The sequence below is a fragment of the Sorangium sp. So ce1335 genome, assembly GCF_051521615.1.
Classification (GTDB): Bacteria; Myxococcota_A; Polyangia; order Polyangiales; family Polyangiaceae; genus Sorangium.
This window is the reverse complement of record NZ_CP150363.1, coordinates 11527166-11541785: the sequence shown is the minus strand read 5'-3', so window position 1 is coordinate 11541785 and position 14620 is coordinate 11527166. Positions and strand designations below refer to the sequence as shown.

8 protein-coding genes are annotated in these 14620 nt (G+C 71.4%); 2 read left to right on the top strand and 6 right to left on the bottom strand.

The genetic code is table 11. From position 1 onward, the window contains the following. Nucleotides 1-3: 3 nt before the first annotated feature. Nucleotides 4-2046, top strand: a complete 2043-nt coding sequence (locus WMF24_RS43215) for a fused MFS/spermidine synthase (protein WP_437733315.1) — start codon at nucleotides 4-6, stop codon at nucleotides 2044-2046. Between the two features lie 166 nt (nucleotides 2047-2212). Continuing rightward, entirely contained in the window at nucleotides 2213-4018 is a 1806-nt protein-coding gene (gene ggt / locus WMF24_RS43210) for a gamma-glutamyltransferase (protein ID WP_437733314.1), read from the top strand. A gap of 184 nt (nucleotides 4019-4202) precedes the next feature. Here the strand turns inward: ggt and WMF24_RS43205 are convergent, their stop codons facing one another. The 6 genes from WMF24_RS43205 to WMF24_RS43180 all read right to left on the bottom strand — a co-directional run bounded on the left by WMF24_RS43205 (nucleotide 4203) and on the right by WMF24_RS43180 (nucleotide 14510). Continuing rightward, on the bottom strand, nucleotides 4203-4907 hold the full coding sequence (locus WMF24_RS43205; protein WP_437733313.1) for a fused MFS/spermidine synthase: 705 nt from the start codon (nucleotides 4905-4907) through the stop codon (nucleotides 4203-4205). A 95-nt stretch (nucleotides 4908-5002) separates the two neighbouring features. Next, entirely contained in the window at nucleotides 5003-5419 is a 417-nt protein-coding gene (locus WMF24_RS43200) for a DUF3325 domain-containing protein (RefSeq protein WP_437733312.1), read from the bottom strand. Continuing rightward, nucleotides 5412-7094, bottom strand: coding sequence for a PepSY-associated TM helix domain-containing protein (locus WMF24_RS43195; protein ID WP_437733311.1), 1683 nt, complete (start codon nucleotides 7092-7094; stop codon nucleotides 5412-5414). The genes WMF24_RS43200 and WMF24_RS43195 overlap by 8 nt, the downstream gene beginning before the upstream one ends. Nucleotides 7095-7108: 14 nt before the next feature. Then, nucleotides 7109-7414: an iron uptake protein gene (locus WMF24_RS43190; protein WP_437733310.1), complete on the bottom strand. Its 306-nt coding sequence runs from the start codon at nucleotides 7412-7414 to the stop codon at nucleotides 7109-7111. Next, a complete protein-coding gene (mxcH, locus tag WMF24_RS43185; protein ID WP_437733309.1) occupies nucleotides 7411-10296 on the bottom strand; it encodes a TonB-dependent siderophore myxochelin receptor MxcH in 2886 nt (961 codons plus the stop codon). The genes WMF24_RS43190 and mxcH overlap by 4 nt, the downstream gene beginning before the upstream one ends. A gap of 257 nt (nucleotides 10297-10553) precedes the next feature. Beyond that, complete coding sequence (locus tag WMF24_RS43180) at nucleotides 10554-14510, bottom strand: protein kinase domain-containing protein (protein ID WP_437733308.1); 3957 nt, start codon at nucleotides 14508-14510, stop codon at nucleotides 10554-10556. Nucleotides 14511-14620 lie beyond the last annotated feature (110 nt).

Here is a 14620-nt window from a genome sequence, read left to right as displayed (position 1 = left end):
GACATGGCCGCTCTCGAACCGTCCCCCCGCGCCGATATCGAGCCCTCCACCGTGAGCGCGGTGCCGCCCCGGCTGCTGCTCGGCATCTCGTTCTGCGGTGGCCTGCAGATCATGGCGCTGGAGATCTGCGGGCTGCGGATGCTCACGACCTACCTGGGGTCGTCCGTGTTCATCACCGGCACCCTGCTCACCCTGTACATGGTGCTGCTCTCGGCCGGGTATTACCTCGGCGGCAGGCTCAGCGCGCGCTGGGGGCAGGAGCCGCGCGGCCTGTTCGGGCTGTTGCTCACCGCGGCGCTGTACGCCGCGGTCGGCCACGGCCCATGGCTCGAGTCGCTGGGGAACCTGGGGCTCGATGTGCGCAACGCGTTGGAGGCCCAGCCGTTCCTGCAGCCGATCGTGCCGGCCGCGCTGCTCACATTGGTGCTGTACGGCCCTCCCGTGCTCGTCACCAGCATGATCTCGCCGTTCTTGATCCGGCTGCGCGCGGCGCGCTCGCCCGCCGCCGCCTCGCGCGGCGCCGGCGCCCGCGACGCCGGCGTCGAGGCGGGCTTCTTCATGTCGCTCTCCACCATCGGCAGCATCGCCGGCACCATGCTCAGCTCGTACGTGGCGGTGCCGCTGGTGGGCGTGCGCTGGACCGTCCTCGTGACGAGCGTCGTGTCCTTCGGGCTCGCCTCCGCGGCCTGGATCGCCAGCGATGCGCGCTCGTCCGGGGCGCGCCGGATGCGCGCCGCCGGGGTGCTGGGCGCCACGGCGGTGGCGATGTTCGTCTCTGGCTTCCGCTCACCGCCGGCCGATCCGAGCCTCGTGTACCGCGCCGAGTCGCACTACGGCGAGCTCGAGGTGTACCAGACCGAGGACGCCGCGGGCCGCCGTATGCTCACGTATCATCCGTCGCGCGTGTACATGCACTCGATGCTGTTCCCGGAGCAGCCGCTCTGGGATCTCGAGGGTGACATGTACTTCATCTCCGGGCTCGTGAAGCCGCCGGAGAAGGTGCTCGTGCTGGGGTCCGCGGCCGGCGGCGCGCTGCGCGGCCTCGAGCTCGCGTTCCCCGGGGCAGCGCTGACGGGCGTCGACCTCGATCCGAAGGTGCACGAGGTGGCCACGCGGGTGTTCGGCGTGAACCCGGGCGTGGCGCGGCTCGTGACGGCGGACGCGCGCGTCTTTCTCATGGAATCGGTCGAGACCTTCGACCTGATCATCGTCGATCTGTTCGCCGGCGAGTTCATCCCGAGCCACTGCATCACCCAGCAGTTCTTCGAGCTCGTCCGCCGCCGGCTCAGCCCGCGCGGCAGCGTGTTCATCAACACGAACATGAACGACGTACCGTTCGAGACCGGCAGCGCCGGTGAGCCGTTCCGCGCGATCCGCCACCTGCAGGCCACCTTGCGCGCCGCCGGCTTCGAGCAGCTGTTCGAGAACACGTTCTTCAACGCCATCTACACGTTCGCCGAGGACATGACGATCGAGCGGTTCAGGACCGAGCTCGAGCGAGAATGGCGTCACGGCAGCAGTCCAGCGCCGCTCAAGGCGGCCGCTGGGCTGGCCCTGTACAGCACCTTCGCCGTCGACCCCGGGAACGGGCGGTATCGGCCGTTCACCGACGCCTGGACGCCGGACTTCCTGATCGAGCTCAAGGGCAACGAGCGCGCCATCTACTCCGCCGTCGAGGAGGCCGGCGCGCAGGCCGCGCTCCCGCCGTCGGCGCTCTCGCGCGCGCCGCGCCCCGTGCTCGAGCGCTTGCTGGCGCGGCACCTCGCCGAGTGGCGGGAGACGGGCGACAAGGGCTTCCTGCACATGGGCCCGCTGACGGCGCTGCTCAGCGAGGTGTCGGACCCGCTCGGACCCGGCACGCTGGACGCGGCCGCGCGCTATTTGCAGTCCGCGCGCGAGCCTGACCTCGCCGATGTGGCGCCGCGCTCGCCGTGGGCGGAGCTCGCCGCGCTCTACGCGCGCATGCGCGCGCTCGGCCACGCCAATCAGCACGAGCCGCTGCTGGAGGTGCTGGAGGCCGTCCACGAGCGTCTGCCGGCGCCGTGAAATGTCCAGCGCGGCTGGGCCAGCGCTCCATCAGCAACGGCGCATCGATGGTCGAGATGGCTGGCTGAAACCTTGGCTACCCGAAAGGGCTTGGAGCATGAACGTGGGAGAAGGGCGGCCCAGCGGACGCCCAGCGAGCGCGAGCGTCCCTCGCAAGGGCCGCTCGATGCTCTGGCGCGTCGCATACGTCGCGTGTTTCTGGATCGGGTGCTCGAGCGGCGTGCCGCCCGCGGCGCCGCCGGCGCCCGACGCGCAGGCGAGCGCCGCGCTGCCGGCCGAGCGCCCGGCGCGGGCGTTCGCCGCCGGCATGCGCGGCGCCGTGAGCAGCGCCGAGGCCCGCGCGAGCGCCGTCGGCGAGTCGGTGCTCAGGCGCGGCGGCAACGCCGTGGACGCGGCCATCGCCGTCGCGTTCGCGCTCGGCGTGACGTACCCGTCGGCGGCCAACGTCGGAGGCGGGGGCTTCATGCTGGTGCGCTTGCCCGACGGACGCAGCAGCGCCATCGACTACCGCGAGGTCGCGCCGGGCGCGTCGCATCGCGACATGTTCCTCGACGCGAAGGGCGAGGTCACCGATGCGGGGCAGGTGGGGCCGCGCTCGGCGGGCATTCCGGGCGTCGTGGCGGGGCTCGCGCTGGCGCACGAGCGCTGGGGATCGCTGCCGTGGTCGGAGCTCGTGGCGCCCGCGATCGCGCTGGCGCGCCACGGTGTCCGGTTGGATGCGTTTCAGGTCCGCGACCTCGGTCACGGCACCGGCTTGATGCACGAGTACGCAAACCACCTGAAGGAGCTCCCGAGCGACGGCGCCGAGGCGCGCGCCCTCCGCGCAGCGCTGACGTCGACCCTCGCCACGTTCGAGAAGGCGCCCGGGACGAGCCATGCCGTCGGGGAGGTGTGGCGGCAGCCGGAGCTCGCCGACACGCTCGCCGCGATCGCCGAGGGCGGCGCTCGGGCGTTCTACACGGGCCCGCTCGCCCAGCGCATGGCCGAGGGGGTGCGGGCGATGGGCGGCATCTGGACGGCGAAGGATCTGGCGGACTACCGCGCCGTCGAGCGCGAGCCCGTGAGGTTCACGTACCACGGGCACGAGATCATCAGCATGCCGCCGCCGTCGAGCGGCGGCGTCGTGCTCGCGCAGATCTTGACGGCCGCCGATCGGCTGAACATGGGGCAGCTCGACTACGACTCCCCGAAGCGCATCCACCTGTACATCGAGGTGTTGCGGCGCACGTTCGCCGAGCGCAATCGCTGGGTCGGCGATCCCGATTTCGTCAGCATCCCGCGGGCGGAGCTGCTCGATCCAGAGCGCACGGCCCGCCGCGTCGCGGACATCGATCCCGAGCGCGCGACGCCCTCGCTCGAGATCCGGGGCGGCGCGGCCGTCGCCGAGCCGCGGCACACGACGCATTTCTCGATCGTCGATGCCACGGGCATGGCCGTGGCCAACACCTTCACGCTCAACGGCGACTTCGGAGCGCTGGTGCAGATCCCTGGCACGGGGGTGACGCTGAACAACGAGATGGATGATTTCGCGGCCAAGCCCGGCGCGGCCAACATGGCGGGCCTGGTGCAGGGGACGCCGAACGCCATCGAGCCCGGCAAGCGCATGGCGAGCAGCATGTCGCCCACCATCGTCGTGCGCGACGGGCAGCTCCGCGCGGTGCTCGGATCACCCGGTGGCCCCACCATCACGACCACCGTCGCGCAGCTCCTGATGCAGATCATCGATCACGGCAGGAGCTTGAAAGACGCCGTGGCCGCGCCGCGCATCCACAACCAGTGGCTGCCGGACGAGAGCTTCCACGAGGCGGGTGTGCCCGAGAGCACGCTCGCGGCGCTGCGAAGCAAGGGGCACCGCATGACGGTGGAGCCGAGCATCGGTCACGCGAATTGCATCGAGCGCGATCCAGCGAGCGGCGAGCTGCGAGCGGTCGCCGACGTCCCACGGGGCGGCGGCGGAGCGGTGGCCTATTGACCAGCGCGGACGCGGCCCAGGGGGTATCCCCTGGAACGACGAACACGTCGAGCGAGCGAGAAATGAACCGCCAAGACGCCAAGGACGCCAAGGACGCCAAGAAGAAGATGATGTCCTGGCGTCCCTGGCGTCTTGGCGGTTCGAAGTCCTGCTCGTTTCAGGCGGGATCAACCCGTTTGTTGCTCTAGGCTTGAACGGCCAGCTGCCGGGGGGCGGGGGCGCACGTGAGGCGCCATCCGGCCAGCACGAGCAGCAGCAGCATCGCGTTGGTCGCGCTGGCCGCCGTGACGACGCCGAAGAACGGGATCAGGAGGTAGGAGCTCGCCATCGTGCCGACGATGCTGCCGACCGTGGAGAGCGCCATGAAGAAGCCCGACTGCTGGCCGGCGTCGGCCCCGTCCTGGCCGCTGGCGACCGTCTGGAGGTGGGTCCAGTACGGCGAGATCATGCTGGTCAAGAACACGGGGGGTCCGTAGAGCAGCACCGAAAGCACGGCCGCGGGCACGCCGCCCTGCAGGAACGGATGCGCCCCGAACCATGCGCGGAGCGCGAGCCCGAGCGCGCTGATCGGCTCGAGCAGCAGGGAGGTGACGATCGCGGTGTAGAGCGCACCGACCGCCAGGATCCGGAACAGACCGCGGGCGGTCCCGAGCTTGCGGCTGAGCAAGCCGCCCGCGTAGTAGCCGGCGGAGAGCACGATCATGAACACGGTCAGCAGGGTGCCCGTGACGATCACGGATGAGCCGAGGTGCGTCTGCAGCACGCGGAAGCCGCACATCTCCAGCACCATGATCTGAAAGCCGCCCCAGAAGGATACGGCGTAGAGAAGCCAGCGGGGCACGGCATCTGACGTCGGCAAACGCGCCGTTCCGTTCTCGTTGTCGATCATTCGTTCCTCACTTCACCTCAGGGTGGCCGGGTCCAGCGCCGCCGGCGCGCACGAACGCACGGAGAGCAGCGTTCAGCGCGCCATCGGCCGCCGCATCAGCCGTGCGTCGAGCCCGATGGAAAACTGGAGCGAGCTCGCGTCATGCGCCCGCTCTGCCACACGGACCCACCGTCGATCAGCCCGGTTGGCTTGCCGGATCCATCCGGCAACCAGCTCAACCAGAGCAAGCACTTCGGCCAGTACGCGAGCGTCATGGCGACGATGACCGCAGATACGCTCAACATCATCACCCAGACGAGCAGGGCCATCGACGGGTGATCCGCGCCGAGGCTGGCCGCGAGCGACAGCAGCAGCGCGACGGCCCCGGCGCCCCGCAGCCGGCGCGCGACCGCAGCGGTGTGCGACGTCGCGCTCCGCACCTGCGCCCAGTGCGGCTTCATGGCGAGCGCGAGCCACGCCATGCCGCACACGGCGCACACGAAAGCGGCCGTCAGGAGCGCGAGATCAGACATGCGCCACCTCCACCGCTCGCGTCCGGGGCTCGGTCGGCGTCTCCTCGACCTCGCTCGCCTCGCGGCGCCGCAGCCGGCGCGCTGCGAGCAGGGCCACGGCCGCAGCGCCGAGCAGCGCCAGGTCGAGCCCTGCGACCGGCCAGTAGCCTCGCGCGATGGTGCGTCCAAGGTGGTCGCCGGTCGTGATCCAGTTGAGCACCACGGCGGTCGGCGCGAGACCGGCGATGGCGTAACATTGCTCCCGCCAGGCAGGAGCGAGCTGCGCGCGCTGGACCGGCGCCGAGCGCAGCGCGGCGTGAACGAACGTGAAGAGCCACGTCAGCCAGAACATGCGTTCCTCCCAGGCGCCACGGTCCTCGAGCTCGACCGGCAAGACGCGGTTCGCGACCAGGATCGCGAGCGTGGCGACGACCATGCCGGTGATCGACGTGATGGCCAGGGCGTCCACGACGCGCGCGCCGTGGATGCCTTGAGCGGCGTGCTTGTGCTTGCGCTTACCGACGAAGAACAAGAGACCCGTGGCGATGCAGACGCAGCCAGAGAGCCCGCCGAACACGTAGAGCCAGCGCAGCAGCCAGTGCTCGAAGTGCTGCAGGTGGAGCCCCGTCAGGAACTCGGCGGCGCCGGACACGGCGCTCGGCGGCGGCTCCTCCCGGATCACCCGGCCCGTCGCCGCCTCGAAGTGGACGGCTTGACCCACGAGGGCGACACGGTCGCTTCCGGCGCGATGGATGCTGACGTAGCCGTTTCGATCACCGACATGGTGCAGCTCCAGGAGACCGACCTCGCCGGGCATGTCGCGCAGAGCCCAGCGCTGCTTGGCCTCCGCCACCATCGCGTCCACCGACGAAAGCGGAGCCTCCACGCCCGCGGGGTCGTGAGGCAGCCGCTTGGCGGCCGCCGTGATCGCTTCATGCTTCTCGGCGAGCGGCTTCAGCGTCGTCTGCGAGACCGGAAAGTAGATGCCCGCGAAGATGATGAGCCCGGTGAGCGGGAACATGAAGTGGAACGGCAACGCCACCACGCCCGTCAGGTTGTGCAGGTCGAGCGTGCTCCGCTGCCTGTTCTTCTCGGGCCGGAAGGTGAAGAACTCTCGAAAGAGCTTCCTGTGCATCACGACGCCGCTGACGAGCGCCGCCAGCATGATCAGCGCAGCGAGCCCGACGATCCAGTACCCGATGTCCAGCCAGTGGAGGTGAAGGCTGATGTGCATGGGGTAGAAGAAGTCGCTCCCGATCTTGAGCCGGTCGTCGGACAGGCGCCTGCCGCTGCGCGGGTCGATCGTGACATGGCCGTGGACGTGATCGTCCGGGTCCTCCGGGTTGTTCTTCACGGCGAACTCGGCGTACATCGAGAGCACCGGATCGCGGTGCGTCGTGTAAGCGCTCCAGTAGAAGGGCGGCAGCTCGGGCTCGAGCGGACCGCCGACCCGGGCGCGAGCCGCGTCGAGCTCGTCTTTCTCTGGCTCGATCTGCTCGAAGATGGGGCGCAGCACGCGGTCGAACGACGGCATCACCTGCGGCTCGAAGCGCGTCTCCGGGATCGCCCAGCGGTCGATCTCGCGGTCGAACACCGACAGCGAGCCGAAGAAGAACACGACCATCAGCACGAACCCGAGCACGAGCCCGAACCACGTGTGGACCCAAGTCATCGCCTGTCGGAACGAGCTGAACATCAGGAGCACCTCGCCTAGATCATCGCGCGCGATGTGAGCCAGCCGAGCACGGACATCGCGGCTGCACCGGCCGCGAAGACGAGCCAAACGAGCAGTACGCTCCGAGCGGTGAACGCCCAGCAGAAGCAGGCCAGAAAGACCGGGAAGGCGACGAGAACCACGAGGGTCTGCGCTTCTTCGAAGGGCATCCCTGCCGCAACGCCCAGCACCGTCCCGAGGGTCACGAGCCCCCAGACGAAGCCGTAGCTCCCGAGCAGGCTGGCGCCGGTTCGAGAGACGATCCGGAGCGCGGTCGGGGTGCGAGCCCGCTCCGTTGTCATCGTATCTCTCCCGTCACCTTCACATAGAAGGCTCGCCCGGGCCGCTGCACGCCGATGTTGTCGAACACCTTGGCGTCGGCGAGGTTGTCGACCTCGAAGGTCGAGGTCACGCGCGCGAAGTCGCGGCTCGTGGTCCACGAGACGCCGGCGTTCTGCGTCACCTGGGAGTCCACGGTCAGCTTGTACCGCGGGCTGCCATGGCACTCCCACCCACGGAAGAACTCGTGCACGTAGCGGCCACCATAGAAGGGCTCGATGACGTCCCGTGAGCTCGGCACGCCCGCGAAGCGAAGGCGCGCGCCCCAGCTCCCGAACAGGTAAGGACGGTTCGGGATGCGGTCGCCCCTGCAGGCGGCGAAGGGGCCTTCGTCCGAGTCGTTGCGCACGTCTTGCCAGGTGAGCATGCCGTCGAGCCTCACGTAGCGCCCGGGCGAGGCCCAGCTGCTCGCGCTCTCGAGGCCCATGCCGCGGGCCTTGTAGACGTTGTAGTGGGTGAAGGAGCGCTCGTTGCCGAGCAGCACGATCAGCCGATCGCTGTCCCGCAGGAACGCGTTGATATCGAGCGTGAAGTCGCCGAACCTCGTGCGCCGGAGCTCGACGCGGGGGCCGAGGTTTGCGTTGTGGCTGACCTCGGGTTCGAGCTCGAGGTTGTCGCGGATGAGCAAGCCGTTCCCGAACACCTCGTCGGGACGCGGCAGGCGCGTCGCGTACTCGTAGGAGGCCTTGGCGTAGAGCCAGGGCGTGAAGCGAAAGCGCAGCGCGCCGCCGGCGCCCAGCGCGTGGCGCTCGGTATCGCGCTTGCGATAGACGTCGCTGCCGGCCGGTCGCTCTTCGCTCTTCGCGCTGTAATAGTAGTCCTTGACGAAGGCGACGCTCGAGAGGCGCTCCTTGAACAGGTTGAGCTCGTACTCGACGCCGCTCACGAGCGTGAACAGGTCACGCTGGGCCGTGAGCGCATCGCGCTCGCTGGGATCGGCCTGGATGCGCTCGTCGCCGGTCCGCGTCGCGAACGACGGCGCGAGCGACGCGCGCAGGGTGTGCTCGGGCGCGAGCGCCCACTTCACCAGCCCGCGACCGAAGGCGCTGTCTTTCCAGACCGTCTGATCGTGCGGGCGGCCCGCCTCGATCTCGCCCCGCCTGGGTCGTTCGTGGGTGCGCTGGCCGTACCAGTCGTAGACCCACTTGCTCTGGTCGTCAAAGTCGACGATGCGGTGCGCGTAGCTGCCGACCAGCTCGAGATCGATCTGGGGTTGCAGCTCGACCTCGTAGCGGGCAGTCGCGCCGTAGACGGTCTCGCCGTACGTGACTTCGCCGTAGGGTACCGTCATCACCGTGTCGTGCTGCAGCTCCTTGTCGTACGTGGAGTAGAAGCCGCTCAGCAGCAAGCGACGCGCCCACGGGCGGCCCACGACGCCGGCGTCGAAGGTCCCGCCGTAGGCACGGTAGCCGTCGTGAAAGCGCGGGACCGTGGCGGGATGGAGGCGCCCGGCGTCGTCGTTCACCTCGACGTCGACCCGGTAGTTGTTGCTCGTGATGTCGAAGAAGCCCGCAGCGCCGAGGACGAGGCCCGTCGGCTCGTGGTGATAGCGGCCGTCGGCGGTCACCCGGACCGTGCCGAAGGAGCCGACCTGATAGCTCGCGGCCGCGCGCGTCTCGTAGCGCTGGTCAGTGACCAGGTTCACCGCGCCTCCGAGCGCATCGGCGCCCAGCCGGATCGGGACCACGCCGCGATACACGTCGACCCGGTCGACCAGGTTGACCGGCACGTTCTCGATGCCGAAGGGATAGCCCGCGAGGTCGAGCGGCACGCCGTCCAGGAAGAAGCGGATCTGGTCGTCGTAGAGGCCGTTCAGCGAGAAGCGCGTGGTCGATCCGAGCCCGCCGTTGCGCCGCACCGCGACGCCCTGCGTGCGCGCGAGCACCTCACCGAGGTCGGCGGTCTGCTCTTTCGCCTTCCGCGTGTCGATGACGTTCACGGCCTCTGCAGATTGCTGGAGCTGCTCTGCTTCCGTGCGGCCGCCGGTGACGAGCACCTCGATCGGCTGCGCCTCTGGGACGGGTGGAGGAAGCTCGAGCTGGACCGAGACCTCGCTGGCCGGGAGAACCTCGATGCGCGCCGTGGCCTCGCGGCCGTTCTGGGCGACCTGAGCCGCGTACGTCCCCGGCGCCAGTCCCTCCAGGCGGAACGCACCGCCGGCGCCGCTGGTGGTCCGATGGACGAGCGCCTCGGGCGGGGCGACCAGCCCCTCGGGACCGGTGAGCGTGATCTCCGCCGCGCCGACCGCCGCGCCGCCGGCCGTGATCGTACCGCGGACCGCGCCGGGTGCGGGTGGCGGCGGCTCCTCGGGCGGCAGCTCGAAGTCGTATCGAAACAGGATGCGGGCAGCGACGGGCTGGCCCTGGCGCTCGGCAGGCCGGAAGCGGAAACGAAGGGCGGCTTCGCGTGCGGCCTCGTCGAAGCCGTGTCCAGCCGGCTCGGTCACCTCTGCCTCCGTGACGTTGCCGGCTGCGTCGACGAGGAGCCGCAGCACGACGGAGGCCTGGATTCGTGCCGCCCTGGCCTGCTCGGGATACGTCGCTTCGGCCTGCTCCAGGAGCTCGGGCGGCCGCGCTTCGTCGGGTGACGGCGGCGCTTCTGGAACAGGCTGAGGAGGCGCACCCGGTTCCGCCTGGCCCAGCGCCTCACCCGGCACCAGCAGCACCAGCAGCACGGCGATGAACATGTTGCTGCTCGGCTGCCAACCGCCTGAATCCATGGACTGCTCGTGGCTAGAGTCGCTCGCGGCCTTGCTGTGGATCGCCTGGCATGGACGAAGGCTCGACCGTTCCGGCTGGCAGCGGTGCCCCGGACGCCCGAAATCGCAATTGATTTTCGCTTTCATCTCACGCGATGGTTGCAAAGTCAACGGCGTGGGGGCGTTTTTCGCCCGCTCAGCGGCCGCTTCTGCGGCAAGGGCCCGCCACCTGCCGGCGTGAATGAGGCGGCCTCTGGTGCGCCGACGTCGTCGACCTCCCTGACGGGCAGCTCCGTCGGGGTGGCTTTCGCGGCGGCAGACGTCCCGCGCGTGCGGCCCGCGGATTCAGCTCCGGGTCCGCTCCGCGGCGCCTCCGTCATGGAGCAACGCCCCCAGCCGAGGGGTCACGTGTCCGCCGCGCCCCACGCCTCCGCGAGCGCGAGGATGCGGGCATGCTCCGGCACGGCTTCGAGGAAGCTCCGGCGCAGCGCGGGGGACTCGATGGTGTCCGCCTCGGCGCGCAGGATCTCCCGCGCGGCGGCCAGCGCTGCCCGGGCGGCGTCGCCCTCGCCGCAGGCGTGGAGCGCCTCGGCCCAGGTGAGGCGCACGAGCGCGTCATCCTCGTCGAGACCTCCGAGGCGCTCCACGCTCTCGAACGCCGCGCGCGCCGCTGCGAGCGCCTCGACGGCGCGCCCTTTTCGGAGCAGGATGCGCGCGAGCGTCGCCTGCGCGATCGGCTGCCGCGCGGGGTACGCCTGCACCTCGCCGAGCGCGGTGGTTGCCTGCGCGTGCGCCCGGGGGAGCTCTCCGAGCTCGAGCAGAGCTTGTGCGAGCAGGAGCTGGACCTCCCCCATCTGGTAGCGGTCGGAGAATGCTCGCGTCTCGACGACCATGGCCGCTGCCGTGCTGGCCTCGGCGCTCTGCCCTCGCGCCAGGCTGGTGCGCATCAGGTTGATGCTGGCTGTATTGGCCACATAGGTCAGGTCGAGCCTGACCGCGACGCGCCTCGCCTCGTGGAGCGTCGACTCTGCTGCTTCGTGAGCGCCGAGCCGAAGTTGCAGCACGCCGACATTCACGCGCGTCAGACATGCATCCCGTAGAGCGCCATCGCGCTCATACGCCTGGAATGCAGCCTCGGCGAGGCGAAGGGCGAGCTCGAGTCGGCGAGGCGGGTAGCACGCGGCAACGCACCTCGTCATGTAAATGTGCCCAGCCAGGCCAGGTTCCAGGTGCTCTGGCTGCGCCCCATTCATCACCTGCTCAAGGGCTTCGGCCGCGGCGCGGCGCCCGAGCTCCCGCAGCCACGTCGTGGTGCTGTACCAGGCGAGAAGAATACCCCTGTCGGGCGCCTCATCTTTCCGGTCGAGCCGCAGCGCTGACGCCACCACCTCGAGCTGCTCCGCGTTCCCGAGCGCCCCGCTCGCCCAGGCGAGCATCGCCAGCGCGGTGTGGGCAGCTCTGCTGCCGGCGGGCGCCAGGGCCATGGCGCTCTTCGCTGCGCGCTCGGCGTCGCCGGGCGCGCCCCGCCAGTTGTGCACGGTCGCCGCGAGCGCGTGGAGTCGTCCGGCAGCCTCGTCGCCCGGCGCGCAGGCGAGCGCTCGTTCCACCCGCGCGAGCGCGCCGTCGAGGTCGCTCGCCTCCAGCGCCTGCTCTGCCGCGCGCTCGTAGAAGCGGGCGGCCGCCCCGAGGGCCTCTCCGTGCTCGAAGTGCTCCGCCAGCACCAGCGCGTCGCGCTCGCCGGCCTCCTCCAGCCAAGCGCCAGCGAGCCGGTGACCGAGCCGTCGATCGACCTCGGTCAGCATGCTGTAGGCCGCCTCGCGCACGAGCCCGTGCCGGAAGGCGAACTCCACCTCGCGGGCGAACCGCGGCTCGAGCCGCCGCACGATCCACTCGTGCCGCTCCAGCGCCGCGAGCCGCGCGTCGAGCGCCGCGCCTCCCTCCTGTCCGAGACCCAAGAGCCGCGCCGCCGCGCCCTGCCAGAACACCTCTCCGAGCACGCTGCCGGCGCGCAGCAGCCGCCGCTCCTCGGCGTCGAGGTGCTTGAACCGCGCCTGCACCATGGCCAGGACCGTCTCCGGCGCCTCGCGCGTGTCGCGGCCCTCGACCGTCGCGCGCACGAGCTCCTCCACGAAGAACGGATTGCCCGCGGCGCGCCGGACGATCTCCTCGACATGACCTTCGTCGGGGCGCTCGCCCAGCGCCGCCCGCACCAGCCGCTCGCAGGCGCGGCGGGGCAGCTCGCCGAGCCCGAGCTCCATCGTGCCCCGTTCGGCCCAGAGCGCGGGGAAGGTCGCCCGCACCTCAGGTCGCGCCAGCGCGAGCACCATCAGCGGCCGCTCCGCGAGCAAGCGCAGCGCCGCGTCGATGCACTGCACGGTCGGGAGGTCCCCCCAGTGCAGGTTCTCCAGCACGACGAGCACCGGCCGCGCCCGGCACTCGGCGTCGACGAAGTCCACCCATGCGCGGCGGATCTGGTCGCCCATGAGCCGCGGATCGCGCCGCGCCGCGCGCAGCTGCACCCGCGCCTCGTCCGGGAACGGCGTGCCCACCATCTCCCCGAGGAACTCGGCCACCCGCTCCCGGTGGGCCGCGTCGACGTGCCGCGCCACGCGGGCGGCGAGCTGCTCCCGGCGGCGCTCGACGGGCTCGCCGTCGACGAGGCGCGCCGCGCGGCGCACCACCTGCCCGAGCAGCTCGAGGGGCGCCCCCGCGCGCGCCGGGTCCGCTTGCGCGATCCAGATCTCGGGCGCCTCGGCGCGCGCCCTGAGCCGCCGAACGAGCTCCAGGCGCAGCCGTGACTTGCCCATCCCCGCCGCCGCGATCACGAGCCCCGCCCGCGCGCAGGGCTCGCCGACGCACGCGTCGAACAGGTCCTCCAGGGCGCGCAGCTCCCTGTCGCGCCCGACGAACGGGGTGGGCTTGCCGAGCAGCGTGCGCGCCTCGTCGAAGGGCTCGCGCTCGCCCACGACCGCGGGGGCGCGAGCCCCAGACGTCATCTCGAACCGGGGCCCGAGGAGGCTGACGGTGATCGCATCCACGAGCACCGGGGCCTGCGTCTCCGGCGCGCTGCCGCCATCGCCGGGGGGCTCGGCGGCGTCGCCTTCGAGCAGCGCGGAGGCGCGGTCGATGACGGGACCGACGGGCTGGCCGCCGTCCAGCGCATCCCAGCCGGTCGCGACGGCCATGCGGGCGCCGGGCAAGATCCTCCGCAGCGCGAGGCCGCAGCGCACGGCGCGCGCAGCCAGGTCGGTGGGGGTATCGGCGCCCGCGAGCATCACGGCGACGGCGTCGTCCTGCAGCGGCTCGAGGCGGCCGCCGTGCTCGGCCGCCGCGCCGCGCAGGTCCGGCAGGAGCAGCGCCAGCCCTGTCGACACGGCGGCCTTCCCGCGCGCGTCGCGGGTGGTTGCCCCGGTGCGCGGCGCAGGGCCCGCGGCGGCCAGGAACGCCGGCTCCGCCCGGGCCAGGACCACGCTGACGAGTCCTCGCTCGCGGCGCGTCAGCGCGGGCGCGGGCAGCGCCGCGGCCGCGTCCTCCGGCGAGCGTGCCGCGAGCAGGCGGGCGGCTGCGGCGGCGTCGTCCGGCCGGCCTTCGCGGTCCTTCGCCATGAGCCGCGCCGTGAGCAGGTCGATGTTCTCGGGCAGCCCGGGCCGCAGCGCGCCCGGCCGCGGCGCGTCCTCGAACAGCACCTTGACGAGCACGGCAAGCGGGTGCTCGGCCCAGAAGGCGGGCTGGCCAGTGAGGCACTCGAAGAGGATGCAGCCGAGCGCGTACACATCCGCGCGCGCGTCGATGTCGAGCTCCCCGCGGACCTGTTCCGGCGCCATGTAGGACGGGGTGCCGAGGGCCACGCCCGGCTCGGTCAGCCCGCCGGTCGCGGTCACGTCGCGCGCGATCCCGAAGTCGAGGAGCTTGACCTGATCGAGCCGGCCGCCCGGCAAGAACAGGTTTGCCGGCTTGAGATCGCGGTGGATCACGCCGCGCGCGTGCACGAGCGACAGCGCCTCGGCCACGCGGTGGACGAGGGCGAGCCCGTCCTCGAGGCCGAGCGGCCCGCGGGCGAGCCTCTCGGCGAGGTCCTCGCCCTCGAGCCACTCCATGGCGAGGTAGCGCTGTCCCTGCTCCGCCACGCCGTGCGCCACGTGGCGCGCGATCGCCGGGTGCCGCAGCTCGGCGAGCAGCCGCGCCTCCCGGTCGAACCGCGCGACGAGCTGCGCCTCCGAGCTCCTCAGGAGCTTGAGCGCGACAAGCGCTCCGTCCTGCCGATCGCGCGCGCGGTAGACGTCGCCCATGCCGCCGCTGCCGGCGATCCGCTCGAGCTCGAACCGGCCGGCAAGGACTTGCGGCGAATCCGTCCTGTGCATGCCGTCATGGTACCGCTGTAGGAGGACAGCGGAGCTCGTCCGAGATGGATCTGCGCCGTGATCGGGCGACCGGGCGGGCCGAAGGGGCGGCGAGGGCAACGGGGAGCGCG

What these genes read in the sequence shown, in the direction of transcription:
- WMF24_RS43195 (WP_437733311.1), bottom strand. Translation starts at nt 7,094, where the DNA reads ATGTTCAGCTCGTTCCGACAGGCGATGACTTGGGTCCACACGTGGTTC.
- WMF24_RS43215 (WP_437733315.1), top strand. Translation starts at nt 4, where the DNA reads ATGGCCGCTCTCGAACCGTCCCCCCGCGCCGATATCGAGCCCTCCACC.
- ggt (WP_437733314.1), top strand. Translation starts at nt 2,213, where the DNA reads ATGCTCTGGCGCGTCGCATACGTCGCGTGTTTCTGGATCGGGTGCTCG.
- WMF24_RS43205 (WP_437733313.1), bottom strand. Translation starts at nt 4,907, where the DNA reads ATGATCGACAACGAGAACGGAACGGCGCGTTTGCCGACGTCAGATGCC.
- mxcH (WP_437733309.1), bottom strand. Translation starts at nt 10,296, where the DNA reads ATGAAAGCGAAAATCAATTGCGATTTCGGGCGTCCGGGGCACCGCTGC.
- WMF24_RS43200 (WP_437733312.1), bottom strand. Translation starts at nt 5,419, where the DNA reads ATGTCTGATCTCGCGCTCCTGACGGCCGCTTTCGTGTGCGCCGTGTGC.
- WMF24_RS43190 (WP_437733310.1), bottom strand. Translation starts at nt 7,414, where the DNA reads ATGACAACGGAGCGGGCTCGCACCCCGACCGCGCTCCGGATCGTCTCT.
- WMF24_RS43180 (WP_437733308.1), bottom strand. Translation starts at nt 14,510, where the DNA reads ATGCACAGGACGGATTCGCCGCAAGTCCTTGCCGGCCGGTTCGAGCTC.